Raw genomic sequence first — 26,816 nt, 5'->3', positions numbered from 1 at the left:
CCGAAGTCTAGTTGCTGCGCCCCATCTTCTGCAAACGCTCCTCGATCATGACATCGGAATAGACGCGGTTACGGCCATTCGCCTTGGCAAGATAGAGAAGTTGATCGGCGGCATTGAGCTGATTGTCGAAAGGTTCGCCCTTTTCGATACCGACCACGCCAAGCGAAATCGTCAGCGCCAGTTCGCTGCCGCTCAGCTTTTGTCCGTTCGCCTCGACATGGGCGCGCAATCTCTCACAGAACTGGTAGGCAGCATCGGCATCGAGGCCGCGCAGGAATATCGCGAATTCCTCACCGCCGAGGCGGGCAGGGATATGACGTTCGCCCTGGCACATGTCGTTGAGAAGATCGGCAAGCTTTTTCAGCGCCCTGTCGCCGGCGTCATGGCCAAGCGTATCGTTGATCTTCTTGAAATGATCGATGTCGAGGATGGCGACCGCGCCGTTCTCGTCGTCTCTGTTGATGATGTCCATCAATGCCCGTGTCCGATCAAAAAACGAACGGCGGTTGGGAAGCCCGGTCAGATGATCGCGCTCGGCCAGTTCCCGAAGCCGCTTGAGCTGTTTCATCGTTTCGATGTTGTTGTCGATACGGCATTGCAGTTCTTCCGGCACAAAAGGCCGGTAGATGAAGTCGGATGCCCCGGCTTTCAGAAAGCTCGCCGAAAGAAGTCGATCCGACGACGACGAAATACCGATGATGCGCAGATCCTCCGACGAACGGCTGTCGCGAATACGGCGCGTCAGTTCATAGCCGTCCATGTCGGGCATGTGGTAGTCGGTGAGAACAAGCTGGATCGACGGTTCGCGTGCGAGAATTTCCAGTGCCTGCTTGCCGGAATGAGCTTCACTGACCCTGAAATTCTGCCGCTCAAGAATTTCCACCAGTCCCGAACGCGCACTTCTGGCATCGTCCACGATCAGAACGGAAAATTGCCTGTTGGTCAGGATACGGTCCACGGTCTTGACGACTGCGTCGACGGTGCGGTGACCATCCTTGACGATGTAATCGATGATCTTCTTCTCGGCGTAGCGGCGGCGCGCTTCCTCATCGACCGTGGCGGTGAAGACGATCGTCGGAACCTTGTGGTCTGCCAGAAGCCCAAGAATTTCGCCCTTTGGTGCGTCGGGCAGGTTCAGGCCGGTAAGTGCGAGGGTGAATTCGTTAGCAACGAGCAGAGATTTCGCCTGTTTCATGCTGTCGCAATGAACGACATCGGCCTGCGTTTCCTCCGCCAGCCGCTTTTTCAGCAGCATGGAAAGCGCAACAGAATCTTCAATCAGAAGGATCTTATCCAGCATAACCGTCCTCCAAGCCTCCTGATGGCTTGTTCCCAGGATTCACGCACCATGTCCAAGGGCACCAGACAGATCTGGAGCTTGGATGGGGCCGCCATAAGGCAGAGAATCACGAGAGCAATAACTCATGAGTGTAGTCGTAGTGTAAGGACGGTCGCAGGTACAGCCTGCTTGCAGGGGTTGTATATTTTATCGAGAGCGCAAGGCCATTCTCGACAAAAGCTTGGCGTTATCGAAAAGAAGCCAGGAAAATATCGAGCATTGATTGAAATAGCTGCAGTAAAAAGGGGAGAGTTTGTTGGCCCGATTGTCAGCGGGCCATCTGTTGTTTTTCTGGGAGATTCGGGACGTCACCTTGTGTCGGCAACGGCAATATCCCAGCCCAATCGTGAAAAATCAATGTTTTCAGGCGGGCTTTGCGGTCGGCTTGCGCTTCAGCATCAGTGCAGCAGCAGCAACAGCCTTCAGTCCAAGCGGGCGGTAATGGCTGTTGAGGTCGGTTTTCTGTTGCGCGTCGGCGGTTGTCTTGTTCGTCATGTCTCTCTCCAGATGTTCCCCGATCGCTTCCGGCGATCTGCGTGGGAGGCTCTTTCGATTGCAATCATGACGGATTCGAGGCGGGAGGAATCGAAACCGGTGTTTTCAACCTGCGACATTTTGCGCCTCGAAAACGACGCCTGGAAAGCCGTTGATTGTGGGTCAGATGCCGCGATCGAGACCGTCGCCGCCCTCCGCTTCGCTATGGCCGTCTTCCTCGATCGTCAGCGTGCCGTAACGGCGGTGCCACAGGCGGGCGCTGAAAGGAATGAAGACGAGATAAGCGGCCACCGTCAGAACCAGCACTTCCCAGGTAAAGCTCATCAGCATGGCCACATAAAGCACGACGACGAGGATCATCGGCAGCACCAGATCGCGGCGAATGCGGCTTGCCTTGCCAGACCAGACGGGAAGGCGGCTGATGAGGAAATAGCCGATCAAGACCGTGTAAGCTGCAGCGATATAGGCGAATGTCTTGTCTGGCTCTACGCCGAGGAAGCCGAGATAGACGGGAAGCAGGACGAGCATAGCACCCATCGGTGCGGGCACGCCGACGAAAAACTCGGCCTGCCAGGGCGCCTTCACGGCGCGTTCGATCATGACATTGAAGCGGGCAAGGCGCAGACCGGCGGCGATCACGTAAATCAGCGCGGCGATCCAGCCGAATGAGCGTGCCTGATCGAGCAGATAGGCATAAACCACCAGGGCAGGGGCGACACCGAAGTTGACGATGTCGGCAAGCGAGTCCATCTGCTCGCCGAACTTCGAGGTCGCCTTCATCATCCGCGCAATGCGGCCGTCGATCCCATCGAGAAATGCCGCCAGCAGCACCATGCCGACGGCAAGTTCGAAGCGGCCTTCAAAGGCAAGGCGAACGCCGCTCAGACCAGCGCAGATGGCCAAAACCGTGATGAGATTGGGAACGACGAGCCGAAGGGGTATTTCCCGCAACCGCGGACCGCGGCCGCTGTCGTTTCTCGCATCATGTTTTTCGTTCTGCAGTGGCTGCGATGCCGGCGTTTCCATTACCATGCCCTTCCTGTTTACGTCAGCCGCGACGGCTGATCGTCGGGCCTTTGTCAGAACCGAATTCGGCAAGCACGGTTTCCCCTGCAATGGCCGTCTGACCTACGGCGACGCGCGGCTGGAAGCCTTCGGGGAGGAAAATGTCAAGGCGCGAACCGAAGCGGATAAGACCGAAACGCTCACCGGCGTCGACTGGTTCATTCGGTTTTACCCAGCATACGATGCGGCGGGCAACCATACCGGCGATCTGCACGACGCCGACCTTGCCATGCGAGGTCTCGATCACCAGGCCGTTGCGCTCGTTGTCTTCCGACGCCTTGTCGACTTCCGCGTTCAGGAAAAGGCCCGGACGGTAAGCGACATTGACGATACGGCCGCGCACCGGCGAACGGTTCACGTGGCAATTGAAAACGTTCATGAAAACCGAAATGCGCACCATCGGTTCCTTGCCGAGTTCCAGCTCGAGCGGCGGAACGACGGTCTGGATCGCCGAAACCTTGCCATCGGCCGGGCTGATGATCAGGTCGTCATCCTGCGGCGTCACACGCTCGGGATCACGGAAGAAGTAAGCGCACCAGGCCGTCAGCACGAGGCCGACCCAGAACAGCGGTTCGGCTATCCAGCCGAGCACCAGCGAGGCGACGAAGAAGGCAGCAACAAAAACGTAGCCTTCTTTGTGGATCGGCACGATGGTGTTGCGAATGGTGTCGAACAGATTCATAAGATTCCTTGCTCCAATTTTCGTTTGCCGCCCGTACAGGTTGCCGCAATGCGACCTCATCTGTTGCGGGATGCGACAAATCTTGCATAGCTGGTTACAGCCAAACATCGCGCCCGGCAATGGATTCCGGTCGTCGGCCGTAGTTTATGCCCGTCAATGCGCGGGTTCACCTCGATCGACAACACCAAGATCGTCCGTCTCGCGCACCTGCCGCAGCCGTTCCTCCGCCTGGATCGCTTCGCGCTGACGGCTCCACATCGAGGCATAGAGGCCACCGGCCGCCATCAAGGTGGCGTGATTGCCGCGCTCGGCAATGTTGCCTTCTTTCAGAACGATGATCTCATCTGCGCCGATCACGGTCGATAGCCGGTGGGCGATGACCAGTGTGGTGCGGTTTTTCGAGACGATATCCAGCGCGCTCTGAATTTCCTGCTCGGTATGGGTATCGAGCGCCGAAGTTGCCTCGTCGAGAATGAGGATCGGTGGCGCCTTCAGGATGGTACGGGCGATGGCAACACGCTGTTTCTCGCCACCGGAAAGTTTCAGGCCGCGTTCGCCGACCATGGTGTCGTAACCGTCAGGCAATTTGCCGATGAAAGCGCTGATCTGGGCGGCATTCGCCGCAGCCGTCAGATCTTCGTCATTTGCCGATGGGCGACCATAACGAATATTGTAAGCAAGCGTGTCGTTGAACAGCACGGTGTCCTGCGGAACCATGCCGATCACGGAACGCAGGCTCTTCTGCGTCACATCGCGCACATCCATGCCGTCGATGGTGATCTCACCCTGCTGGATATCGTAGAAACGGTAGAGCAGACGGGAAATGGTCGATTTTCCTGCGCCCGACGGGCCAACGATAGCGACCGTCTTGCCGGCCGGAACGTCGAAGGAGACGCCCTTCAGGATCGGCCGTTCCGGATCATAGGCAAAGTGGACATCACGGAAGGAAATCGCGCCCGGACCGGTTTTCAGGTCCACGGCGTCCGGCTTGTCGACGACCTCGGCCTCGACTTCGAGCAGGTCGAACATCTGCTCGATATCCGTCAGTCCCTGACGGATTTCGCGATAGACGAAACCGATGAAGTTCAGCGGTACGGAGAGCTGCAGCAACAGGGCGTTGATGAACACGAAGTCACCGATTGTCTGTTCGCCGCGCTGCACGGCGAGTGCCGACATGACCATCATCACCGTCGAGCCAAGGCCGAAGATGACACCCTGGCCGAAGTTCAGCCAGCCGAGCGATGTCCAGATCGAGATAGCGGATTTTTCGTAGCGCGCCATCGCAGCATCGAAACGCTGCGCTTCCATGGTTTCATTGCCGAAATATTTGACGGTTTCGAAATTCAGCAGCGAGTCGATCGCTTTGGTATTGGCCTCGGCATCGCTGTTGTTCATCGTGCGGCGGATGGAGATACGCCAGTCACTCGCCTTCACGGTGAACCAGATATAGGCCCAGACGGTAACAACGGTCACCAGAACATAGGTGAAGCCGTAGCTTAACCAGAAGATGATGGCCGTCAGCAGGAATTCAATGAAGGTCGGTGCGGAGTTGAGAATGGTGAAACGAACGATCGTTTCGATCCCCTTCGTTCCGCGTTCGATGATGCGCGAGAGACCACCCGTCTTGCGCTCGAGATGGAAACGCAAGGAAAGCTGGTGCATGTGCACGAAGGTCTTGTAGGCAAGCTGGCGTACGGCATGCTGGCCGACGCTGGCGAAGAGTGAATCTCTAAGCTGATTCAGGCCGACCTGGATGATCCGCGTCAGATTGTAAGCAATGACAAGCGCGACGGCGCCAAGCAGCAGCGCTGGCAGAAGGCCAGCCATATCCAGCTTGCCATTCAGCGCATCGGTTGCCCATTTGAAAAAGTAGGGGACCGAGATCAATACCAGCTTGGCGACGACCAGAAACACGGTCGCCCAGACCACCCGCATCTTCAGGTCCATACGACCTTCAGGCCACATATAGGGCCATAGATTGATAAGGGTCTGTGTCGGATTGCTGGAATCCGCTGATATGGTCTTTTTCTGCGCTGTCATGTTTCACTCCGCACTCTGCCGGAATGCCGACAGCAGGACGGCGGCTTTTTGGGGAAGCCGCCGTTTGTCAGATAGGAAATTTCCCTGTTGTTCGCAATGTTTGCGCGTCAGGAGCCGCCCTTGAGCCGCTTGCGATGCAATTCCTCGGAATTGGGCAGGGCCGTTTCCGGTACACCGAAAATCTGGCCAGGCTCGATCAGGTCAGGGTTTTTGATCTGGTCCTGGTTGGCAAGATAAATCGTGGTGTAACGCACACCCTGACCGTAGAGCCGGCGAGAAATCTGCCACAGCGTATCACCGCGTCTGATGATGACGCTGTTTTCGCTCTGGGCGAGAGGTGCCTGTTCGAAGGTCTGCGGGCCAGCCGGTGCTGCGGGCGCTGCCGGTGCGGAAATGTGCAGTTCAGCCAGATGGCTTCCGAGCGATGCAATGCCCTTGCCGATCGCGTCGACGTCTCTCGGCAGTGCTTCGACGGATGCAAGCAAAGTACGGGCCTTTGCAACGACATCGTTCACGAAGGCTGTAAAGCCGGCATCGGTTGTCGCCGCAGTCCGGAATTCGGACAGCGAGCGCAGCGCAATGACGACAGCAGAGCGTGCCGCGACAGCTTCATCGAGCGCCGGCTTGTTGCCGTTCTGATAAAGGTTGCTCAGAATGCCGAATGCCTTGGAAACGCCGGTGCGAAGATTTTCGAACGCCACTCGGTCACTCGCAGTGCTCTGGTTTTCGACTGGAACCGCACCTGCTGCCGGAACGGAAGAGGCGGCGGGCGTCTGCATCGCCACGGTTGCCTGATCGGCACCCGGACGTTCGAATGGAACGCGGACGCGAACCTTGACGGCTCCGTTGGCGTCGAGTTCTTCGACAGTTATGATGTGGCTTCCAACAGAAAGATCGACATCGCCCTCGATCACGAAATGTCCAGACTGTTCAGTGGTGCTCTGGCCGATCTGTTTATCGTCGACGAGCGCACGAACAGTCGCACCTGCAGGCGCCGAACCGGCGACGAAAATCTTGGAACCCTCAAACTCGACAGCGGAGACCTGCACGCTTGCTGCGACGGCTGGTGCAGCCGGTGTTGCTGGAGTCACAGGGTTTTGCGGCGCTGTCACTGCGGCGGGGGTGGCGCTGTCGGCTGCGGGCTGGGTCTGCGGTGCGGCGTTGGGCGCTGCTTCCGGCATGGCCAGAACACGGCTCGGTTCGCCAGGCTTCGTCACCATGGCAAGCAATTCGCCCTTGGAGCCATCAGGAACGGAGATGGTCGCGACTTCCTCAGACTGTGTAACCTTTCCGGCGGCGTCTGTTGTGCGCAACGTCAACTGGTGGTCGCCAGGCGGCAGCGGATTGTCGAAGACGGCGGCGAAATCGCCGGTCGCGTCGATGGTGGTCTGGGCAATGACCTTTTCACCGTTCAGAATTTCGAGCTTCGCGCCGGGCTGAGCCTTGCCCGCGACAACGGCCGATCCATCCGGCTCGACGCGCAGCACATCAAATGTGGGAAGCTGTGCGGCATCCGCTGCAGGTTCGGCAGGTTTTGCGGGCTCCGCCGCACCATTGTCCGTTCCGGCGAAGACACCGGCCAGACGACGGATGTGGGCAGCGGCAGCAGAGGCGCTTTCCGGCAGATCGCGCAGGAACGCAGTGGTGCGCTCAGCAGCAGCACGTGCCGTGGTGATGAGCCTGGATGTATTTTCGTCCAGCGTTTCGGGGATGTCGATTTCGCTCAGTTCCTTGAGCGACGCTTCGACCTTCTTTCGCGCGGCGGCGAAGTCGGCGTCGGACGGAACCTCGCCGTCGGCGAACTGCCCGGTCAGGTCCTTGATCGACTGCGTGGCGGAGGCTGCCAGACGTCCGACCTTCTCGGCCACATTTGCGGTTTCCGTTGCGGCGTCGGAGAGGATATCGCCAGCCTTGTCGCCGCCCATTTCAACGCTGTTTTTCACCGCGTTGCCGGCTTCGTTGATGGCATCGCCAATGGAATTTCCATCGTTGCCGATACGCGGAAGGACGAAAAAGATCATGAGCAGGCTCGCAACGGCCAACACGATCAGCGCCAGCAAACCGGCCTTGTATTTCTTCATCCTGGAATCTCCGGGTATTCAGCCTTTATAGATGCTTTGAGAGTGCTAGCGTCTTACTTTGCGCCATACAAGCGTCACAATGCCAAAAGGCTATATTCACAAAGGATTTCCCAAATTTTCTTGACGTGTCGCATTCGGCATTGTTCCCTCGTTGCATGACGGACAAACAAAATACGATTCGATCCATCTGCGTTTATTGCGGTTCCCAGCCTGGTCGCGACCCGGCTTACATGGAAGCGGGCCGTGCCCTTGGGAAATCGATTGCCGAAAACGGCATTCGCCTCGTCTATGGCGGCGGCACAAAGGGCATCATGGGGGCGGTCGCTGCTGGCGTTCTCTCGAACGGCGGCGAGGTAACCGGCATCATACCGGAATTTCTCGTCGACATGGAGGCAACACGCCATTCTCTCGGACAATTAAACGAGCTTGTGATCACCAAGGACATGCATGAGCGCAAGCACATGATGTTCGAGCGGTCAGACGCCTTCGTCACTCTGCCGGGTGGCATAGGTACGCTCGAAGAGATCGTTGAGATCATGACCTGGGCTCAGCTTGGCCGTCACGCCAAGCCGATGGTCTTTGCCAACATCAATGGTTTCTGGGACCCGATGCTGGAACTGGTTCGCCACATGCGCGATCAGGGCTTCATCCACCGCGCGCATCTGCTCAACCCGCTCGTCGTTGACGAGGTGAGTGGCATCGTGCCCGCGATCCTCGACCGGGCGCTGGCACAGCAGAACCCGGAAGGCGATCCTTCGGTGATATCCCGCCTCTGAACGAGGCGGGTTACGACTTCTTCAGGCGCATAAGGCTGGAGGCGGTGTAGATCACCAGCGCCGACCAGATCAGCGAGAATGCTCCCATTCGCACCATATCGAACGGTTCCTTGAATATCAGGATGGCGATCAGGAAAATGATCGTCGGTGCGATATACTGCATGATGCCGATGGTGGAGAGCCGCAGCAGCTTGGCACCGTTACCGTAGAGAATGAGCGGAACGGCGGTGATGAGGCCGCTGGCGATCAAAAGCCAGGTATCCATGGCGTTACCGGCCATGAAGTGCGCCTGGCCAGTAAAGGAAAAATAGGCCATCAGGACCACGCAGGGCACGGACAGCAGCATGACTTCCAGAAGAAAGCCCTGCGTCGGTCCGATCGGCAACGTCTTGCGAAAAAAGGCGTAGAAGCCCCATGAAACGGTGAGCGCGATCGAAACCCAAGGCAGGCTACCCGCATGCCAGGTCAGCAACGCGACGCCCAGAACGGCCAGCACGATGGCGGCAATCTGCCCGCGATAGAGACGTTCTTTCAGCAGCACTGCGCCGAGGAAGATGCTGAACAGCGGATTGATGAAATAACCAAGCGCCGCATCGAGCGCCCGTCCTGCGCCGATGGCCCAGATATAAATGCCCCAGTTGACGCTGATCAGCGCCGCGGTCAGGCTCGCCATGCCCAGCATTTTCGGGTTTTTCAGCGCCGTTCGGATTTCGGCGGTACGTCCGATTGCAATAAGAACTGCAGCGGCAATCGGCACCGACCAAATAACGCGATGGACGATTACTTCCACCGGCGGAATATGCGCCACGGCTTTCATGTAGAGGGGAAGGAAGCCCCACAACAGATAAGCGGAGAGTGCAAACGCAAAACCACGTGCGCTGTCGCCGCCCTGTTCGGTCGGAAGGGATTTATCGAGTGCCATGGGAGTACCGCCAACTGTTCGGATGCTCCTTAATAACGGAGCAGCACGGCAAGCGCCAATTCATTTCCGTGAAGCGTTCATGAGAAAAACTGCACGAAGAAGTGGCGCCTTGCCGTTAAATTGGCCAAACCTGTGGTGCGGAACGATGAATCTGTTTCTCATCGAACCGCACCAAGGTGCGGAAAGGACTCAGGCTTTTCCGGCAAAACGGTCCGTTGCGCGGATCAGTTGATCGAGAATGCCGGGTTCGCTCAAGGCGTGACCAGCGGCCTCAATGATGTGAAAATCCGCCTTCGGCCATGCTTTGGAAAGCTGCCAGGCGTATTTTAGCGGGCAGGGCATGTCGTAACGGCCATGAATGATGACACCGGGAATGTCTTTGAGCTTGCCGGCATTTCGCAACAACTGACCATCTTCCAGCCAGCCGCCGTTGACGAAGAAATGGTTTTCGATGCGTGCGAAGGCGATGGCATATTTGTCTTCGCCGAAGTCATCAACGCGCTCGGGATCTGTGACGAGCGCGATGGTCGCACCCTCCCACTGGCTCCACGCCTTGGCGCATTCCAGTTTCTTGGCTTCGTCGATCCCGGTCAGATAGCGGTTATAGGCTGCCATCATGTCTGCACGATCCGCCTCAGGAATGGGTGCGATGAATTTTTCCCAGCGATCCGGATACATTTCCGAGACGCCGAACTGATAATACCAGTCGAGTTCCGGGCGGGTGACGGTGTAGATGCCGCGCAGGACAAGTTCACTGACGTGCTCCGGATGGGTCTCTGCATAAGCAAGCGCCAGCGTCGAACCCCACGAGCCACCGAAGACGAGCCATTGTTCGAAACCGCACTGGATGCGCAGTTTCTCCATATCCGCCACCAGATGCCATGTGGTGTTTGCATTCAGTTCGGCATGAGGTGTCGAGCGGCCACAACCGCGCTGGTCAAACAGGAGAACGTCATAAAGAGCGGGGTCGAAGACGCGCCGATGCGTAGGGTTGACGCCGCCGCCTGGGCCGCCGTGAAGAAACACGGCCGGTTTTGCGCCCGGTGTTCCAACGCGCTCCCAATAGATCGTGTGACCGTCACCCACATCGAGCATTCCGGTTTCGTAGGGCTCGATCTGCGGGTAGAAGCTGCGCAATTCCGTCGTCATTCTCTAATGTCCTCTGGTGGCCAGACAGATGTGTCGTGGTCGGGATGCTGTCTTTTGTTCGTTCGCGGCAATTCTTGTCCATCAGCCGGTTGCGGCTCGAGCGGCAGCCCATCAAGGTCGCGGAACCAGCGCATTTTATGGCCGGTATTCGACTGCGCTTCGGGCTTCACCCGATCTGGCTCATCAAGCGAGCCAAGCGTGATGTTGATGAAGTCGGCTTCCGGCATATCGTAGAACAACGGTGTGCCGCATTGGCCGCAAAAGCCACGTCGTACCTGATCGGAAGACTGAAACCAGCTGGCTTCGCCTCTTGTCAGGGTGAAGTTTTTTCTCAGGCTTGCCGCCAGCGGCATGAAATAGTTGCCGGCCGCTTTCTGACACATGCGGCAATGGCAGACATGGGGGTAGGCAAGACCGCCCGTTGCCCGGTAACGCACCGCGCCGCACTGGCATCCACCGGAAAAATGCGTCTCGGACGTCATTCTCCATCACCTTTCGGCGGCCATTCGGCGGTGTCATGGTCGGGATGTTGATAGGACATGATCTCCGACTCGTCGACACTCTGTTCAATGGCTGGTTTGTGGAACAGATGATCGATCCACGGCATGCGCATGTGCACATTCACCTGGACCTGTGGTTCAGCCTGCTCCGGATGATCGAAAGCGCCAATGGCGATCTCTACCCCGCCGGGATAGTGATAGGTCAGAGGCGTGCCGCATTTGTTGCAGAAGCCGCGATGGATTTTCTTGGAAGACCGGAACAGTGAAGGCTGACCGCGTGTCCAGGTCAGATGTGCCTGATCGGCCGTCACCAGCGCGCCGAAGAAATTGCCGAAATGTTTCTGGCACATGCGGCAATGGCAGATCGATGGTCGGCCAATCTTGCCGGCATGAAAACGAACGGCGCCGCATTGGCACCCACCGGAAAATCCGCTGTCGCTCATGACTTTTTCTCCGGGGGCCAGTTTTCAGTGTCGTGATCGGGGTGCTGATAGGAAACGAGATCGGCGAGAAATGGAACCGCCTCGAAGTCATCAGGCGTATCATGTCCAGGCAATTCCGGGAGATGATCGACGAAAGCGATTTTTGCTTCCGTGCCATATTGCAGCGTAGGCGGGAACAGCGCCGGATCATCGAAGGCGCCAGCCGCCACGGCGACACCATCCGGTGCTTCATAGGTCAAGGGTGTGCCACAATCGGCGCAGAAACCGCGTTTGACGACGCTGGAGGACTGAAAACGTTTCGGTTCGCCCCGCGTCCAGCGGAAATCGGCCTTGCGAACGGAAACGAGCGGCGCGTAATAAGCACCGAAAGCCTTCTGGCACATACGGCAATGGCAGATGGAACTGTCGCTGAGATCGCCGTCAGCGCGAAAACGCACGGCCCCGCACTGGCACCCGCCGGTATAGACAGTCATGGTCGGTCCTCCTCTCGCCACTACCCCCGGCCTGTTCGGCCAGCCTAGTTGGCGGGAGGAAGCTTCGCAAGCGCGTTACCGCTTCATCTCCCAGCTGGTCGTGCGCTCGCCTGTCTCCTTGTCCTTGCCGTCCTTGAGCTGGACGCCCTTGGCAGAAAGTTCGTCGCGAATACGGTCCGCTTCGGCGAAATTCTTTGCCTTCAGCATTTCAAGACGCATCTCGACGAGAGAATCGACCGCAGCCGCAATGGCCTCGTCCACCTCTGCCTTCTTCGGTAGAACGCCGAGCAACGCGGCACTGGCGGCAAAAACGGCAAGCTTGGCGGGGTCGTTATGGGCAGACTGTGCCAGCGCATGCAGTGCCTGCACGGCAGCAACCGTGTTGAGGTCGTCGGCAAGCGCGTCGAGAACAGTGCTGTCTGGCGCCGCATCGCTGGCTTCTGCAGCCGGCCATTTTGCCAGCAGACGTTCAGCTTCTTCCAGTCGTTTGACGGAAAAATCGATGGGTTCGCGGTAATGGGTCATCAGCATCGCAAGGCGCAGCACGTCGCCCGGCCATTGGCGGCCGCCGAACTTGCCGGTGTGCAGCAATTCGTAGATCGTCACGAAGTTGCCTTCGGACTTCGACATCTTGCGGCCTTCCACCTGCACGAAACCATTGTGCATCCAGACATTTGCCATGACATGCGTGCCGTGGGCGCAACGCGACTGGGCGATTTCGTTTTCATGGTGCGGGAAGATAAGGTCTAGCCCACCGCCGTGAATGTCGAAGACCTCGCCGAGATAGCGGCCGGACATTGCAGAGCACTCGATATGCCAGCCCGGACGGCCGCGCCCCCAGGGGCTTTCCCAGCCGGGTTCGTTATCGCTGGAAAGCTTCCAGAGTACGAAATCGCCCGGGTTCTTCTTGTGAACATCGACGGCAATGCGCGCACCCGCCTGCTGCTCATCCAGCGGGCGCTTGGAAAGCTGGCCATAGTCGGCCATCGACTTCGTATCGAAAAGAACTTCCCCGGTTGCCACATAGGCGTGACCACGTTCGATCAGCTTTTCGATGATATCGACCATCTGCGGAATGTTGTCAGTGGCGCGTGGTTCGACACTGGGCTCAAGGCAGCCGAGCGAGGCGACATCGTCATGGAACTGCTTCGCAGTCTTTTCGGTGACAGCATGGATCGCGTCGTTCAGCGGCAGGTGAGGGTAGTCGCGCAGCGCCCGTGCGTTGATCTTGTCGTCGACGTCGGTGATGTTGCGGGCATAGGTAACCTGGCTCTCGCCATAAACATGCCGCAGCGCCCGGTAGAGAACGTCGAAGACGATGACGGGTCGCGCGTTGCCGATATGGGCGAAATCGTAGACGGTTGGTCCGCAGACATACATGCGCACATTGTTTGCGTCGATCGGCGTAAACTCCGCCTTTTCGCGGGTCAGCGTATTATAAAGCTTCAGGCGCGCGGACATGAATGTCTCCTCGTAACCGGTATCACTTGCCGGGCCGGAGCGTTTGTCTTCAGCGTTTTTGAGACGAAAACGATCTGGCCGGCCATCAAGCCAGCAAAAATGTTTCAGCAGCAGGTGCAGATCGTCGTTTTCATGACTTGCGTTATGGCGCGGCGGCAATCTTCGGTCAAGGGTATCGTCACCAGCTTGGCTGACCGCCGGAATATTTTATTCCGGCTGCCGATAGTCCGCGAATCTTCCGTCTCTGACGACGAACAGCTTGCCGGTTTCCTTCAGTTCAGGAGACGCGAGTGGCAGAATGGCGGCAGCGACCTCGTAAGGATGCGGCACTGTGGCCGGATCTTCGCCGGGCATGGCCTGCGCGCGCATGGCCGTGCGGGTCGCACCTGGATTGATGCTGTTGACGCGAAGCGGCGTGTTCTGAGTTTCGGCCGCCCATGTACGGGCAAGTGCTTCGACGGCAGCTTTTGAGGTCGAATAAACACCCCAGAAGGGGCGACAGGAATGCGCGGCCCCGGATGACAGGATCAGCGCACGGCCGGCATCGGATTTGAGCAGCAGCGGTTCGACCGAACGGATCAGGCGCCAGGTTGCGGTGACATTGATTGTCATGACCTTTTCGAAGACCTTGGCCTCGATATGTCCGACCGGCGAGATCACACCGAGAACACCGGCATTGGCAACCAGAATATCGAGTTTGCCCCAGCGTTCGTAAATATTGGCACCGAGTGCATCGATGGCGTTCATGTCGGCAAGATCGAAGGGCACAAGCGTCGCTGTGCCGCCTACAGCCTTGATCGCATCATCGAGTTCTTCAAGCCCACCGACCGTGCGGGCACAGGCGATGACATGGGCGCCGGCCTTGGCAAGCTCCAGCGCGGTAAAATAGCCGATGCCGCGTGATGCACCGGTCACAAGCGCGATCTTGCCGTTAAGGTCCATGGTCATGATGTCTCCCCCCGATTGAATTGCACGTCTTTACGAAGCGGCGGCCTGCTGCCGCAAGCGATCAAAACGTCGCATGCGATCTTCCTCATCGCAGGCAACAAAAAAGCGGCCACCGAGTACGGTGGCCGCTGATTGGTCTGGAATATCAGCCGTTGCTGGCCAGCACGGAAATCTTGCTGCCGAGCGACTCGCCGTTCTTGTCGAGAAGGCGCGTCGGATAGTCACCGGTGAAGTAATGGTCGGTGAACTGCGGGCGGGCCGGATTACGATCTTCGCCACCAACAGCACGGTAGAGGCCGTCGATCGACAGGAAAGCCAGCGAATCGACGCCGATGAATTTCGCCATGGCGTCAACGTCGGCATACTGGTTGGCCAGAAGCTTGTCGGCGTCCGGCGTGTCGATGCCGTAGAAGTCCGGATGGAAGATCATCGGGCTGGCAACGCGGATATGAACTTCCTTTGCGCCAGCTTCGCGGATCATCTGCACGATCTTGACCGAAGTGGTGCCGCGCACGATGGAATCGTCCACCAGAACGACGCGCTTGCCCTCGATCATTGCCCGGTTGGCAGAGTGCTTGAGCTTCACGCCGAAGGCGCGGATCTGCTGCGTCGGTTCGATGAATGTGCGGCCGACATAGTGGTTGCGGATGATGCCGTATTCAAACGGAATGCCGCTCTGCTGCGCAAAACCGAGCGCTGCAGGTGTGCCGCCATCGGGAACCGGAACAACGACGTCTGCTTCGAGCGGCGCTTCCTTGGCAAGGTTGATGCCCATGTTCTTGCGCGTCGTATAGACGTTGCGGCCACCAACGACGGAGTCGGGACGAGCGAAATAGACGTATTCGAACAGGCAAAGACGCTCGGGTTGCGGCTTCGTGGGCTTGCGGGCGTCGATGGTAATCGAGCCATCAGGCTGGATTTCGCAGATGATGACTTCGCCGTTTTCAACGTCACGAACGAATTTTGCACCGATGATGTCGAGAGCGCAGGTCTCGGAGCAGAAGATCGGCTTGCCGTCGAGTTCACCCATGACGAGCGGACGAATGCCGATTGGATCGCGTGCGGCAATCAGCTTCGTGCGGGTCATGGCCAGCATCGAGTAACCGCCTTCCATCTGGCGGATGGCGTCGATGAAGCGGTCGGCTGTCGAGCTGTGGCGCGAACGGGCAATCAGATGCAGAACGACTTCGGTGTCCGAAGTAGACTGACAGATGGCGCCGGTGGCGATGATCTGGCGGCGAAGCGTCAGGCCGTTGGTGAAATTGCCGTTATGGGCAATCGAGATGCCGCCTTCTTCCAGTTCGGCAAACAGCGGCTGCACGTTGCGCATCGCCACTTCGCCGGTGGTGGAATAACGGGTGTGGCCGATGGCCATCGAACCGGGCAGACGCGCAAGGGTTGCCGGATCGGTATAGTGATCGCCGACCAGGCCCATATGGCGTTCCTGATGGAAACGCTTGCCATCGAAGGAGACGATACCGGCAGCTTCCTGACCGCGATGCTGCAAAGCGTGCAGACCAAGCGCTGTCAGGGTCGAGGCATCGGGATGCCCGAGAATGCCGAACACACCGCATTCTTCATGCAGCGTATCGCCGTCGATCTCTTCGTTGAACGTGGAATGCGAAAGCGGCTCAATCATTCGGCTTGCCCTTGCTCTCTTACCAAAAAAAGAAAGACCTGTCCGGCGAGCATGTCTCCGGGGCGGTCTGTCTGTTATCGTGCTAGATATTTAGCACAAATAGCGCGTCTTGCATGCATTGCAAGGCGCGACACTGTGTCAATTATTTGTAGCCGGTGGATTTGTTGCCGGCACATCTTCGGCCGGCGTCTGTGCCGAAGCCGGTTCCTGCTGCTTTCCGAGGATGCGAGCGCGGATCTGCGGCTCGATGTCCTCAGGCAGAACGGCTTCCAGCTTGCCGACCAGCCCATCCAGGAACGGCTTGGACTTGGCCTGAGTGACCCATTCGGGCTGTGTCTTCACGTCAACCAGCCAGTTCCAGAAGGCAACGGCGACGACCAGCAGAAGAAGGCCGCGTGCCGCGCCGAACAGGAAGCCCAGCGTGCGGTCGAGTGCACCGATACGGCTGTCGATGATGAAATCGGCAATCCGCGAGGTGATGAAGGAAATAACGATCAGCGCCACGAGAAAGACGACGGCTGCAGAGCCGGCGATGGCGATCTTGTCGTCATCGGTGTAGTTGCGCGCATAAGGCAACACCACCGGGTAGAGATAATAGGCCGCTGCAACCGAGCCGGCCCAGCTCGCGATGGACAGGATTTCCCGGGAAAAACCGCGCACCATTGCAAGAATAGCGGAGAAAAGAACAACGGCGATAACGATGCCGTCGAAAATTGTAATGGGCATATACCAACTCCGGAGGTGCGACGCCTTCTCAGGCGCTGCCTTGCCAATTTTGCGATCCTCTTACACCACTGTTCTGCCGGGCGAAAGGATCAATATTCGTCGTCCTCAGCCTGCTTGAACCGGTTACCCGAACCGGCGATGCGCGCCACAAGGTCGGGCAGGCTTTCAATTTCCGTCCAGCGCCCCTTGGCGCCTTTCGCCAGTTCAGCCGAAGCGGAAGGCAGAAGTGCGGCGGGGAACCCGAGTTTCTCCGCTTCTTTCAATCTTTGGACCGTGTGTGCAACAGGTCGAACCGCGCCAGACAGGCTGATTTCGCCGAAATAGACGCAATCGGCAGGCAGGGCAAGACCGGCGAGCGATGAAACCAGTGCAGATGCGATGGCCATGTCGGCGGCGGGCTCCGATATCCGGTAGCCGCCCGCGACATTGAGATAGACATCGTGCTGACCAAGCTTGACCCCGCAATGGGCCTCAAGAACGGCCAGAATCATGGCAAGGCGCGACGAATCCCAGCCGACGACGGCACGTCGCGGCGTGCCGAGCGAAGTCGGCGCGACCAGTGCCTGCACCTCCACCAGCACCGGGCGTGTCCCTTCAATTCCGGCAAAGACGGCAGCGCCCGGAGATTTCTCGTTGCGTTCGCCAAGGAAGAGTTCCGACGGGTTCGAAACTTCCCGCAGACCGCGATCCGACATCTCGAACACGCCGATCTCGTCTGTCGGGCCAAAGCGGTTCTTTACGGTGCGAAGGATTCGGTAGTGATGACCGCGATCGCCTTCAAAGTAGAGAACGGCGTCGACCATATGCTCGACCACGCGCGGACCGGCGATCTGGCCTTCCTTGGTAACATGGCCGACGAGAACCATTGTGGTGCCCGTCTGCTTGGCGAACCGGATCATCGCCTGAACGCCGGTGCGAACCTGGGTCACGGTGCCGGGTGCAGAATCGGCGGTATCGCTCCAAAGTGTCTGAATGGAATCGATAATGACGAGATCGGGCCGCTTGCCTTCGGAAATCGTCGCCAGGATGTCCTCGACATTGGTTTCCGCTGCCAGCAGCACGTCTGTCTCAGCCGCGCCGAGACGCTGCGCACGCAACCGAACCTGCGCAACGGCTTCTTCGCCCGATACGTAGATGATGCGATGGTTGCGCCGCGAAAGGGCTGCGGCGGCCTGCATCAGAAGCGTCGATTTGCCGATGCCGGGATCACCGCCGATCAGCACCGCCGAACCACGTACGAACCCGCCACCGGTCGCCCGGTCAAGCTCGCTGATGCCGGTTGGAATGCGCGGAGCTTCCTCGATTTCGCCGGACAGGGAGGTGAGGGTGACAGGCTTGCCCTTCTTTGGCATTTTGCCGGGCCCCGAACCGATGCCACCCATCGGATCTTCTTCGACAATGGTGTTCCACCCACCGCAACCGTCGCATTTGCCCGCCCAGCGGGTGTGAACCGTGCCGCAGTTCTGGCACACGAATTGGGTCTTGGCTTTGGCCATATTACGGGCAAGTCTCCTGCGGGGTGATAAGCGGTATCGTTAGAACAAATGCGGAACTTTGTTCTCCGATAAACGCCTGCCGGAGAATTTGCAAGCCTGCGCTGTCATGGACAGCGTCAGTCCTCGTCAACCAGATATTGCCGTTCATAACGCAATCCGAGCCCGGTCAGCAGTTCGTAGCCGATCGTCCCGGCGGCATGTGCGACCTCGTCGACAGGCACGTTCGGGCCGAAAAGCTCGATATAGTCGCCCGCGCGCACAGCATTCTCGGGAATGTCGGTCACATCGAAGATGGTGAGGTCCATCGTCACACGTCCGGCCACCGGCGCCTTGTGGCCATTGATGACGCCATAGGCGCCACCATGGCCCATTTCACGCAGCGGAATCCCTGAGCCGGAAAGCGAACGCTGATAACCGTCCGCATAGCCGACCGAGGCAATCGCAAGACGGCTGGCGCGCTTCAGCAGGAAAGTGCCGCCATAGCTGACTGTCTGGCCTTCGCCCGCTTCGCGGATCTGGATGATGCGCGCTTCGGCTTTCGCGACCGGGCGCATTGGATTTTTGACGCCGTTGACGGCTTCGCCACCGTAGACGGCAATGCCGGGGCGGGTGAGATCGAAGTGATAGTCCGGCCCGAGAAAGATACCGGCCGATGCGGAGAGGCTTGATTCGATACCTTCGAAAGCGGCGCTAACCTGCCGGAATGATTCGAGCTGCACCTTGTTCATCGGCGCGGAAGGGGTATCGCCACAGGCGAGGTGGGACAGCACCAGAACCGGATCGAAACTGGCCGGACGTGTCACATCGCTGGCGAGAAACAGCGCATCGTCAAGCGGCAGGCCAAGCCGGTTGAAACCGGTATCGACATGCAGGGCGCAAGGGTGTTCGCCGCGTTCGGCAACGGTTCCCATCCAGAAGGAAAGCTGCTCTTCAGACGCGATGACCGGCACGAGATCATTGTCGAAAACCTTTCGTTCCTGGCCCGGCCAGATACCTGACAGCACGAAGATGCGTGCCTCCGGCGCGTAGGAGCGCAGCGTTGCGCCTTCTGCGACCGTTGCCACGAAGAAGTCGCGTGCACCGGCGTGGTATAGCGTTGAACCGCAATCCTCGATGCCGAGGCCGTAAGCGTCAGCCTTGACGACGGCTGCCGTGCGCGCCTTGCCGGACCGCCTTTTCATGTCGCGCCAGTTATCCGCCAGCGCGCCGAGATCGATGGTCAGCCTCAGCGGCGCATAATCGAATGCGTCGGTATCCGTGTCGGTAAAGGTCGTGTCGAGCTCGTCTGTCATGCCATGCGTCCGGGTTGGTTGGAACCGGCGCGACCCTACAGCATCAGCTCGGAAATCGGAATCGATTTTCGAAGGGCGCGATGCATGGATTCAATGGGATAGAGCAGCCGCTGGAGCACCAGCACTTTTGTTCAAGACGGTGGCCGGCGATTGGAGTAAAACCCGTCCATGGACAATGTCTCGCAGGAACAGGCCATCGATGTCATGCCGCTCGCTGCGGCGGAAACCACGCGCTTTTGGCGCGATGGTCGATTCGACGATATGGAATGTTTGAGTGCGACGTTTCTGACACACGAATATTCGCCGCATGCGCATGAGACCTTTTCAATCGGTGCCATCGAAAGCGGTTCACAGATTTCCACCATTCAAGGCACGACCGAGCAGACGGGGCCGGGGCATCTTTACCTGATCAACCCCGGTGAAATCCACGATGGCGCTCCCGGTGGTGGCGGTTATCGCTATCGAATGATCTATCCGGATATGGGGCTGTTGCGGGCTGTACTGGAAGACGTCACCGGCAGAGCTTTTCACGGGACGCCCTATTTCCCAAGCTTCCTGCCCTATGACCCGCAGATGGCGGCGGCTTTTCAGGTTGCACATCGCCGCCTGGAAGGACGCTCCGGCGCGCTGGAGGCGGATGAGGGCATGTTCTCGGTGCTCGCTGAGCTCTTTCGCAGACATGGCGGTGCCATGATCCTGCCCGTGGAAACACGCGAACGGACGGCGGTTTACCGGGCGCGGGACTATCTTGCCGACAATTATGAAACCGATATTGGCCTTGAGGAACTGGCAGCGGTCGCCGGTCTCAGCCGAGCGCATCTCATTCGGGCGTTCCGCAAGCAGTTCTACATCACGCCGCATGCCTTTCTCACGGATATTCGTGTTCGAAAAGCAAGGAAGCTGCTGCTGGGCAGGGAGAGCCTTGCAGATGTCGCTGCGCTTTGCGGATTTGCCGACCAGGCGCATTTTACCCGCCATTTCAAGGCGCGCACTGGTGTGACACCTGGGCAGTTCCGCGCCGCCTGAAGGTTGGTCCCAGCGGCCACCCATGTCACTTTCGTTCAATACGCGGCCGGCTTCGAGGAATAGAGGCAATCTCCTGAAAGGGAGGACGCCATGTCTGACAAAAAGAAAACCAGAGAATTTGGCGACGGGCTGAAAGCTGCTGCTCCCTTGCTGGTTGCCATGGTGCCGATTGGCGCGGTGTTCGGTGCGGTTGCCGTTTCGAAAGGTTTGTCTCCGCTGGAAGCGTCGTTGATGTCGCTGCTGGTTTTCGCCGGTGGTTCGCAATTCGTGGCGATGGATCTGTGGACGCATCCGGCCAACTGGACGGCACTTGGTTTTGCCGCCTTGCTCGTCAATCTGCGGCATGTGCTGATGAGCGCTTCGATTGCCGGAAAACTGGAGGAATTCACCCGCTTGCGAAAATACGCTGCCATGCTGGTTCTGACCGATGAATCCTGGGCGCTTGCCGAATTCCGGGTCATGGCGCGCCGCTTGACGCCCGCCTTTTTCGCCGGCGCGGCCCTGTCGATCTACCTCGTCTGGAACATGTCGACCCTGGCGGGCGCCTTGTTGGGCGCTGTTGTTGGCGACATGTCGGTTATCGGTCTGGATTTCGCCTTTCCGGCCGTCTTCATCGTTTTGCTGATGGGCTTCTGGAAGGGAAGGGAGACCGGCCTGGTTTTGCTTGCCAGCGCAACGGCGGCCTTCGTGACGCACAAATATGTTCCAGGCGCATGGTATATTGCAGCCGGTGCTCTGGCTGGGTTGGCAGCGGCGGCTTTCGCGTCTCCGCAGGACGCGGAGCAACCCGCATGACACTTGACTGGAACACGCTCCTGACGATCCTCGCCATGATGGTGGCAACAGTTGCGACCCGCTTTGGCGGCCTCATCCTCGTCAGTTACATGGAGCTGACGCCGCGCATGAAAAAGGCGCTGGGTGCCGTTCCACCCGCCGTGTTGATGGCCGTTGTCACACCGACAGCGCTGACAAGCGGTATCGCCGAAACCATCGCCTGCGCCGTAACAGCAATCACCGCATTGCGCCTGTCACTGTTGCCAGCAGCCTGTGCCGGGGTGGTCACGGTGGCGATACTGCGTGGAATCGGATTGTAAGCGAAACCCAGCAAGCCCTTGAAAAGATTCCGCCCCGCACTTCTGAAAAGGCGGGGCGGTTTTTGGGATCAATGTTCTTCGTACTGGCTGAAGGACGGGTCGGCCAGATCGGTGAAGCGGGTGAATTCCGACTGGAACGCCAGCTTCACGGTGCCGGTCGGTCCGTGACGCTGCTTGGCGATGATGACGTCGGCCGTGCCTTTCACCTTGTCGAACAGGGCTTCCCATTCCGCGTATTTCGGATCGGCCGGATCGCGTGGCTCCATGTTCTTGACGTAATATTCCTCACGGAACACGAACAGCACCACGTCGGCGTCCTGCTCGATCGAGCCGGATTCGCGAAGGTCGGAAAGCTGAGGACGTTTGTCTTCACGGCTTTCCACCGCACGAGAGAGCTGTGACAGGGCAATGATCGGAACGTTCAGTTCCTTGCCCAGCGCCTTCAGACCCGTGGTGATCTGGGTGATTTCCTGCACGCGGTTTTCGCCGCTCTTGCCGGAGCCGGTCATAAGCTGAACGTAGTCGACCACCAGAACGTCAAGGCCGCGCTGACGCTTGAGACGACGCGCGCGGGCCGAAAGCTGGGCGATGGAAATACCACCGGTCTGGTCGATATAGAGCGGCACCTTCTGCATCATCTGGCTGCAGGCAACCAGCTTTTCGAAGTCGGCCTCGGTAATGTCACCACGACGGATTTTCGAAGACGACACTTCCGTCTGCTCGGAAATGATACGCGTGGCGAGCTGTTCGGACGACATTTCGAGCGAGTAGAAGCCGACGACGCCGCCATTCTTGGCCTTGAACGAACCGTCCGGCTGTACTTCCTGCTCGTATGCCGCAGCAATATTGTAGGCAATGTTGGTCGCAAGCGAGGTCTTACCCATACCCGGACGACCTGCGAGAACGATCAAGTCCGAGCGCTGCAGGCCACCCATGCGGCCATCAAGCGAATGAATACCGGTCGAAATGCCTGATAGATTGCCATCGCGCTCGAAGGCGGCGCCGGCCATGTCGATTGCCAGCGCAACTGCGTCGTTGAACGACTGGAAGCCGCCGTCGTAACGGCCGGTTTCGGCAAGTTCGAACAGACGGCGTTCGGTGTCTTCGATCTGTGCCTGCGGCGGCATGTCGAGCGGCGCGTCATAGGCGATATTGACCACGTCTTCGCCGATCTGGATCAGCGCGCGGCGTAGTGCCAGATCGTAGATCGCCCGGCCATAGTCTTCGGCGTTGATGATCGACACGGCTTCTGCGGCGAGGCGGGCGAGATATTGCGCCACCGTCATGTCGCCGATCCTGTCTTCCGCAGGCAGGAAGGTCTTGATCGTCACCGGGTTGGCGGTCTTGCCCATGCGGATGATGTCGCCGGCAACTTCGAAAATCTTGCGGTGCAGAGGCTCGTAAAGATGAACCGGCTTCAGGAAGTCCGAGACACGATAATAGGCATCGTTGTTGACGAGGATCGCGCCAAGCAGCGCCTGTTCGGCTTCGATGTTGTTCGGAGCTTCGCGATAATGCGCTTCCGCGGTTTGCGCGGGGGTGATCTTCCTTGCAGCGTCGTTCATGGTCTTGCGCGATCTCCCTGTGCATTGCGTCTTCAAACTGTGGGTTTGGCGTCAGAGGGCGTGGCAGTCAATGACAATGTTGCAACATTGCGCGCCCGTCACGTGCCTGCTTGTCGAACAGCAATCACATCTTCAGTTGTCCCCAATAATCCACAGGCAGGGCAGGGACATCGTGCCGGTACCCGGCGGCGTCTGATTCGAGTATCATGATTTTATCGCATAGCTGCCCCCTCAGGAAAAATTCTTGAAAATCGTCAGCTTTCAAAATAAATAGGGACAAAATAGATAGCTTACTAATTATAAGGTTAACTTAGATGTCGCGTGAAACCGACAAGGAACAGCTTCTCGATGAGGTTTCGGCCTTTACCCGAAAGCTGCGCGCATTTTTCGATGCGAGGGTCGCCGAAAGCGGCCTGACGCTGGCTCGCGCTCGGGCGCTTTTTGCACTGTCGCGGCGTGGGCCGTTGACCCAGACCGAACTTGCCGAAGAAATGGAAATCGAAACGCCGACCCTTGTGCGGGTTCTCGACGGCATGGAGAAACAAAATCTCATCGAACGGCGTTCTGATGCGAATGATCGCCGGGCTAAGCGGATTCACATGACGCCGGATGGAAAACAGACCTCGGAAGCGGTTCAGGGGCTGGCAAAGGAGCTGCGGGCAGAAATTGTCGCCGATATTTCGACGGACGATCTGCGCCTCGCGCTCGATGTGATGCGCAGGCTCTCTGCCAATCTGCAGAGCCTTGCGGTGGAAAGGGCAAAGCCGTGAGCAATACCCTGCCTCAAACCCTTGCCGCCGACGAAACGCCAGAGCCGGAAAAGGCTCTCGACGTTGTCGAGCAACCGGCGCCTGCGCCTGCCCAGCCGCCACAGCCGGTAGAACGCCCGCTCTGGATGCGGTTGAGCTACATTTTCGGTGGCCTGCTGTTTTTCATCACGCAGGGCATGGGCATGAACCTCGTCATGGCCAATATCTACCAGTTGCAGGGAGAGTTTTCCGGCACTGTGGCAGAAGTGGCCTGGCTCTCAGCTGCCTATATGGCGCCCTATGCGACCTTCTCGATCGCGCTCTTCAAGGTCAGGGCGCAATATGGCCTTCGGCCATTCGCCGAGGTCAGCATCCTGCTGTTTGTCGTGGTGTCCTGTCTCAACCTGTTTGTCACGGATCTGCATTCGGCGATCGTTGTTCGCTTTGTCAGCGGCATGGCGGCAGCACCGCTTTCGTCGCTCGGCTTCCTTTATATTCTCGAGGCATTTCCGCCTTCGAAGAAGTTCTCGCTCGGCTTCAGTATCGCGCTTACAGGCACGCTTCTGTCTGCGCCGCTGGCAAGACTGGTCTCGCCGTCACTGTTGCAGATCGATGGCTGGAACGCACTTTATTCGCTCGAAATCGGCCTTGCATTGATCTCGCTCGCGTTGATCTATGTTCTGAAGGTTACACCGCCGCCACGTGCCAAGGTGATCGAGCGCATGGACATCCTGAGCTACCTGCTGTTTGCGGGCGGTCTGGGCTGTCTTGCCGTGTTCCTCACACTTGGCCGGTTTTACTGGTGGTTCGAGACATGGTGGCTCGGTGTGCTGCTTGCCGTCGCGATTGCCCTGCTGACGGTGCTGGCCTTCGTCGAACTGCCGCGCAAGAACCCGCTGCTCGATCTGCGCTGGATCTTTTCGAAAACCAACATGCATGTCATGGGTGTGCTGCTCGTCTACCGCGCCGTGTCTTCGGAACAGTCCTCAACGGCAGTCAGTTTCTACCAGCAGCTTGGCCTGCTCAATGACCAGACGACAACGCTCTACGCGCTTGTTCTTCTGGCGACCGTGCTTGGCGGTGCCGCCTGCGCGTGGTTGATGTTGACGAAATATGTCGAAACGGCCCATGTGATTGCGCTCGCTCTCATTGCTACAGGTTCATTCATGGACAGCCAGTCCACCAACCTGACGCGGCCGGAACAGATGTATCTCAGCCAGATGATGATCGCGTTCGGTGCGGCGATGTTCCTGCCGCCAGTCATGGCGAAAGGTTTCGCCGGGGCATTGGCGAAGGGTGTGCCGTATCTGGTGAATTTCATCACCATCTTCCTGTTCACGCAGATCACCGGTTCGATGTTGATGACCGGCCTGCTTGGCAGTTTCGTCACCCTGCGTGAAAAATTCCATTCCAACGTCCTGGTCGAAAACATCCTTTTGACCAATCCGATGGTCACGCAGCGCGTCTCGCAACTCTCCAGTGCCTACAGTCACGTTATCTCCGACCCGGTCTTGCTGAACGCAGAAGGGCTGGCTCTTCTCAGTCAGCAGGTCACCAAGGAAGCTTACGTGCTCGCCTACAACGATACCTTCCTGCTGATCTCAGTCGTTTCGGCGCTGGCATTGGCAACGCTTCTCATTCACCACGCATGGCTGCGCATCCGCCCGCTTATTGTTCGGGACAACGTTGATGCCGTGCCGGCACAACAGTCATGAACGTCCAAGAGTAACAAAAATGCTGAAGAAGATTTTTACCCCGGTTTCTATTCTTGTCCTCCTTGGTGGCATCGCGGGCGTCGCGCTCGTGCTCTACGCATGGCGGTTGCCACCGTTCCAGTCCGCCGTCGAAATGACCGACAACGCTTTCGTGCGCGGTTATGTCACCACCATGAGCCCACAGGTCAGCGGTTATGTCGTCAACGTGCCGGTCAAGGACTATCAGGAGGTCAAGCAAGGTGCGCTGCTTGTCAAAATAGATGACCGTATCTATTCCCAGAAGCTTGCACAGGCCGAATCGACACTCGACACGCACAAGGCCGCGCTCGACAATTCCCGTCAGCAGGAAAACGCCGCCAACGCCAATATCGCGTCCAGCAAGGCAGCGGTTGAAAGCGCCGAGGCATCGTTGAAACAGGCGCAGCTCGCGTCCGACCGTCAGGACAACCTCATCAGAAGCGGGGCTGGTACCTCCAGCTCGCAGGAAGAGGCGCATGCCGCTCTGGAAAAGGCGCGTGCTTCGGTCTCTCAGGCCAAGGCAGCCCTTGAGGTTTCGCAGCAGGATCTGCAGACGATCATCGTCAACCGTGGCTCGTTGCAGGCCGCTGTCGCCAATGCTGAGGCTGCGGTCGAGCTGGCCAGGATCGACCTGCAGAATACCGAAATCCACGCGCCGCGCGACGGCAAGCTTGGCGAAGTCGGCGTCCGCGTCGGGCAATATGTGACCGCCGGCACGCAATTGATGGCCGTCGTCCCGCACGAGGTTTGGATCATCGCCAACTTCAAGGAAACCCAGTTGAGCGGCATGCAGGCCGGCCAGCCTGTGACGATTGCCGTCGATGCCCTGCATCGCAGAAAGCTCACCGGCCATATCGAGCGCTTTTCGCCCGCGACCGGCTCCGAATTCTCGGTCATCAAGCCGGACAATGCGACCGGAAACTTCGTGAAGATCGCGCAGCGGGTCGGCGTTCGTATCGCGATCGATCCTGATCAGCCTCTGGCTGCGGAATTGACGCCCGGCATGTCAGTGGTCGTGCATGTGGACAAGAGCCAGGAGCCGGACCAGGCCAGGCTCGCCGCGAACTGAATGCCGTTCAAACCTCTGCCAGACAAAGAAAAACCCCGGATGTTGCCATCCGG

At 58.5% G+C, this 26,816-nt stretch carries 25 protein-coding genes; 7 read left to right on the top strand and 18 right to left on the bottom strand.

The genetic code is table 11. The features are described 5' to 3' along the window. Positions 1–7: 7 nt before the first annotated feature. The 6 genes from ACIQT8_RS06105 to ACIQT8_RS06080 all read right to left on the bottom strand — a co-directional run bounded on the left by ACIQT8_RS06105 (position 8) and on the right by ACIQT8_RS06080 (position 7,702). Positions 8–1,300: a diguanylate cyclase gene (locus tag ACIQT8_RS06105; RefSeq protein WP_400964244.1), complete on the bottom strand. Its 1,293-nt coding sequence runs from the start codon at positions 1,298–1,300 to the stop codon at positions 8–10. 402 nt (positions 1,301–1,702) lie between these two features. Next, positions 1,703–1,834, bottom strand: a complete 132-nt coding sequence (locus ACIQT8_RS06100; protein WP_262525137.1) for a hypothetical protein — start codon at positions 1,832–1,834, stop codon at positions 1,703–1,705. A gap of 162 nt (positions 1,835–1,996) precedes the next feature. Continuing rightward, positions 1,997–2,860, bottom strand: coding sequence for a CDP-diacylglycerol--serine O-phosphatidyltransferase (gene pssA, locus ACIQT8_RS06095; protein WP_400964242.1), 864 nt, complete (start codon positions 2,858–2,860; stop codon positions 1,997–1,999). Positions 2,861–2,882: 22 nt separating this feature from the next. Then, positions 2,883–3,581, bottom strand: coding sequence for a phosphatidylserine decarboxylase (locus ACIQT8_RS06090; RefSeq protein WP_262525139.1), 699 nt, complete (start codon positions 3,579–3,581; stop codon positions 2,883–2,885). A gap of 153 nt (positions 3,582–3,734) precedes the next feature. Continuing rightward, a complete protein-coding gene (locus tag ACIQT8_RS06085; protein WP_400964240.1) occupies positions 3,735–5,621 on the bottom strand; it encodes an ABCB family ABC transporter ATP-binding protein/permease in 1,887 nt (628 codons plus the stop codon). Between the two features lie 107 nt (positions 5,622–5,728). Further along, positions 5,729–7,702 carry a LysM peptidoglycan-binding domain-containing protein gene (locus tag ACIQT8_RS06080; RefSeq protein WP_400964238.1) on the bottom strand — a complete coding sequence of 658 codons (1,974 nt, stop codon included), beginning with the start codon at positions 7,700–7,702 and terminating at the stop codon, positions 5,729–5,731. 155 nt (positions 7,703–7,857) lie between these two features. Here ACIQT8_RS06080 and ACIQT8_RS06075 point away from each other — a divergent pair, with 155 nt between their 5' ends. Further along, positions 7,858–8,478 carry a TIGR00730 family Rossman fold protein gene (locus ACIQT8_RS06075; protein WP_178340568.1) on the top strand — a complete coding sequence of 207 codons (621 nt, stop codon included), beginning with the start codon at positions 7,858–7,860 and terminating at the stop codon, positions 8,476–8,478. A gap of 10 nt (positions 8,479–8,488) precedes the next feature. Here the strand turns inward: ACIQT8_RS06075 and rarD are convergent, their stop codons facing one another. The 11 genes from rarD to alr all read right to left on the bottom strand — a co-directional run bounded on the left by rarD (position 8,489) and on the right by alr (position 19,527). Beyond that, positions 8,489–9,400 carry an EamA family transporter RarD gene (rarD, locus tag ACIQT8_RS06070; protein WP_400964235.1) on the bottom strand — a complete coding sequence of 304 codons (912 nt, stop codon included), beginning with the start codon at positions 9,398–9,400 and terminating at the stop codon, positions 8,489–8,491. Positions 9,401–9,589: 189 nt separating this feature from the next. Next, positions 9,590–10,549: a prolyl aminopeptidase gene (gene pip / locus ACIQT8_RS06065; protein WP_400964233.1), complete on the bottom strand. Its 960-nt coding sequence runs from the start codon at positions 10,547–10,549 to the stop codon at positions 9,590–9,592. After that, positions 10,546–11,031 (bottom strand): GFA family protein, encoded by a 486-nt coding sequence (locus ACIQT8_RS06060; RefSeq protein ID WP_400964231.1) that lies wholly within the window; start codon positions 11,029–11,031, stop codon positions 10,546–10,548. Before ACIQT8_RS06060 ends, pip begins: the two co-directional genes overlap by 4 nt. Continuing rightward, entirely contained in the window at positions 11,028–11,492 is a 465-nt protein-coding gene (locus ACIQT8_RS06055) for a GFA family protein (RefSeq protein ID WP_400964230.1), read from the bottom strand. The genes ACIQT8_RS06060 and ACIQT8_RS06055 overlap by 4 nt, the downstream gene beginning before the upstream one ends. Then, a complete protein-coding gene (locus ACIQT8_RS06050) occupies positions 11,489–11,965 on the bottom strand; it encodes a GFA family protein (RefSeq protein WP_138795725.1) in 477 nt (158 codons plus the stop codon). The genes ACIQT8_RS06055 and ACIQT8_RS06050 overlap by 4 nt, the downstream gene beginning before the upstream one ends. 75 nt (positions 11,966–12,040) lie before the next feature. Then, positions 12,041–13,426 (bottom strand): cysteine--tRNA ligase, encoded by a 1,386-nt coding sequence (gene cysS, locus ACIQT8_RS06045; RefSeq protein ID WP_400964229.1) that lies wholly within the window; start codon positions 13,424–13,426, stop codon positions 12,041–12,043. Positions 13,427–13,633: 207 nt separating this feature from the next. After that, on the bottom strand, positions 13,634–14,374 hold the full coding sequence (locus ACIQT8_RS06040) for an SDR family NAD(P)-dependent oxidoreductase (protein ID WP_400964227.1): 741 nt from the start codon (positions 14,372–14,374) through the stop codon (positions 13,634–13,636). A gap of 145 nt (positions 14,375–14,519) precedes the next feature. Then, entirely contained in the window at positions 14,520–16,013 is a 1,494-nt protein-coding gene (gene purF, locus ACIQT8_RS06035; protein WP_138795722.1) for an amidophosphoribosyltransferase, read from the bottom strand. A gap of 138 nt (positions 16,014–16,151) precedes the next feature. Then, positions 16,152–16,739: a CvpA family protein gene (locus ACIQT8_RS06030; protein WP_138795721.1), complete on the bottom strand. Its 588-nt coding sequence runs from the start codon at positions 16,737–16,739 to the stop codon at positions 16,152–16,154. An 89-nt stretch (positions 16,740–16,828) separates the two neighbouring features. Continuing rightward, on the bottom strand, positions 16,829–18,235 hold the full coding sequence (gene radA, locus ACIQT8_RS06025) for a DNA repair protein RadA (protein ID WP_138795720.1): 1,407 nt from the start codon (positions 18,233–18,235) through the stop codon (positions 16,829–16,831). A 116-nt stretch (positions 18,236–18,351) separates the two neighbouring features. Further along, positions 18,352–19,527, bottom strand: coding sequence for an alanine racemase (gene alr / locus ACIQT8_RS06020; RefSeq protein ID WP_400964224.1), 1,176 nt, complete (start codon positions 19,525–19,527; stop codon positions 18,352–18,354). Positions 19,528–19,695: 168 nt separating this feature from the next. Between alr and ACIQT8_RS06015 the strand changes: the two genes are divergently transcribed. From ACIQT8_RS06015 to ACIQT8_RS06005, 3 genes are all read left to right on the top strand, one after another. Beyond that, entirely contained in the window at positions 19,696–20,553 is an 858-nt protein-coding gene (locus ACIQT8_RS06015) for an AraC family ligand binding domain-containing protein (RefSeq protein ID WP_400964222.1), read from the top strand. A gap of 90 nt (positions 20,554–20,643) precedes the next feature. Beyond that, complete coding sequence (locus tag ACIQT8_RS06010; protein WP_400964220.1) at positions 20,644–21,348, top strand: AzlC family ABC transporter permease; 705 nt, start codon at positions 20,644–20,646, stop codon at positions 21,346–21,348. Next, a complete protein-coding gene (locus ACIQT8_RS06005; RefSeq protein WP_400964218.1) occupies positions 21,345–21,647 on the top strand; it encodes an AzlD family protein in 303 nt (100 codons plus the stop codon). The genes ACIQT8_RS06010 and ACIQT8_RS06005 overlap by 4 nt, the downstream gene beginning before the upstream one ends. Before the next feature lie 68 nt (positions 21,648–21,715). On the opposite strand, the gene ACIQT8_RS06000 is transcribed toward ACIQT8_RS06005, so the two are convergent. Continuing rightward, positions 21,716–23,212, bottom strand: a complete 1,497-nt coding sequence (locus tag ACIQT8_RS06000; protein WP_138795716.1) for a replicative DNA helicase — start codon at positions 23,210–23,212, stop codon at positions 21,716–21,718. A 314-nt stretch (positions 23,213–23,526) separates the two neighbouring features. Between ACIQT8_RS06000 and ACIQT8_RS05995 the strand changes: the two genes are divergently transcribed. The 3 genes from ACIQT8_RS05995 to ACIQT8_RS05985 are packed head-to-tail and all read left to right on the top strand — an operon-like array spanning position 23,527 to position 26,763. Further along, the gene (locus tag ACIQT8_RS05995; protein ID WP_138795715.1) at positions 23,527–23,982 is read left to right on the top strand and encodes a MarR family winged helix-turn-helix transcriptional regulator; all 456 of its coding nucleotides are present in this window, start codon (positions 23,527–23,529) and stop codon (positions 23,980–23,982) included. Next, positions 23,979–25,676, top strand: a complete 1,698-nt coding sequence (locus tag ACIQT8_RS05990; protein WP_262525164.1) for an MFS transporter — start codon at positions 23,979–23,981, stop codon at positions 25,674–25,676. Before ACIQT8_RS05995 ends, ACIQT8_RS05990 begins: the two co-directional genes overlap by 4 nt. A 19-nt stretch (positions 25,677–25,695) precedes the next feature. Continuing rightward, positions 25,696–26,763, top strand: coding sequence for an HlyD family secretion protein (locus tag ACIQT8_RS05985; RefSeq protein WP_138795714.1), 1,068 nt, complete (start codon positions 25,696–25,698; stop codon positions 26,761–26,763). Positions 26,764–26,816: the final 53 nt, after the last annotated feature.

This window comes from Agrobacterium sp. NPDC090273 (genome assembly GCF_044772305.1).
Classification (GTDB): Bacteria; Pseudomonadota; Alphaproteobacteria; order Rhizobiales; family Rhizobiaceae; genus Agrobacterium.
This window is presented reverse-complemented; position numbering and strand designations above follow the sequence as displayed.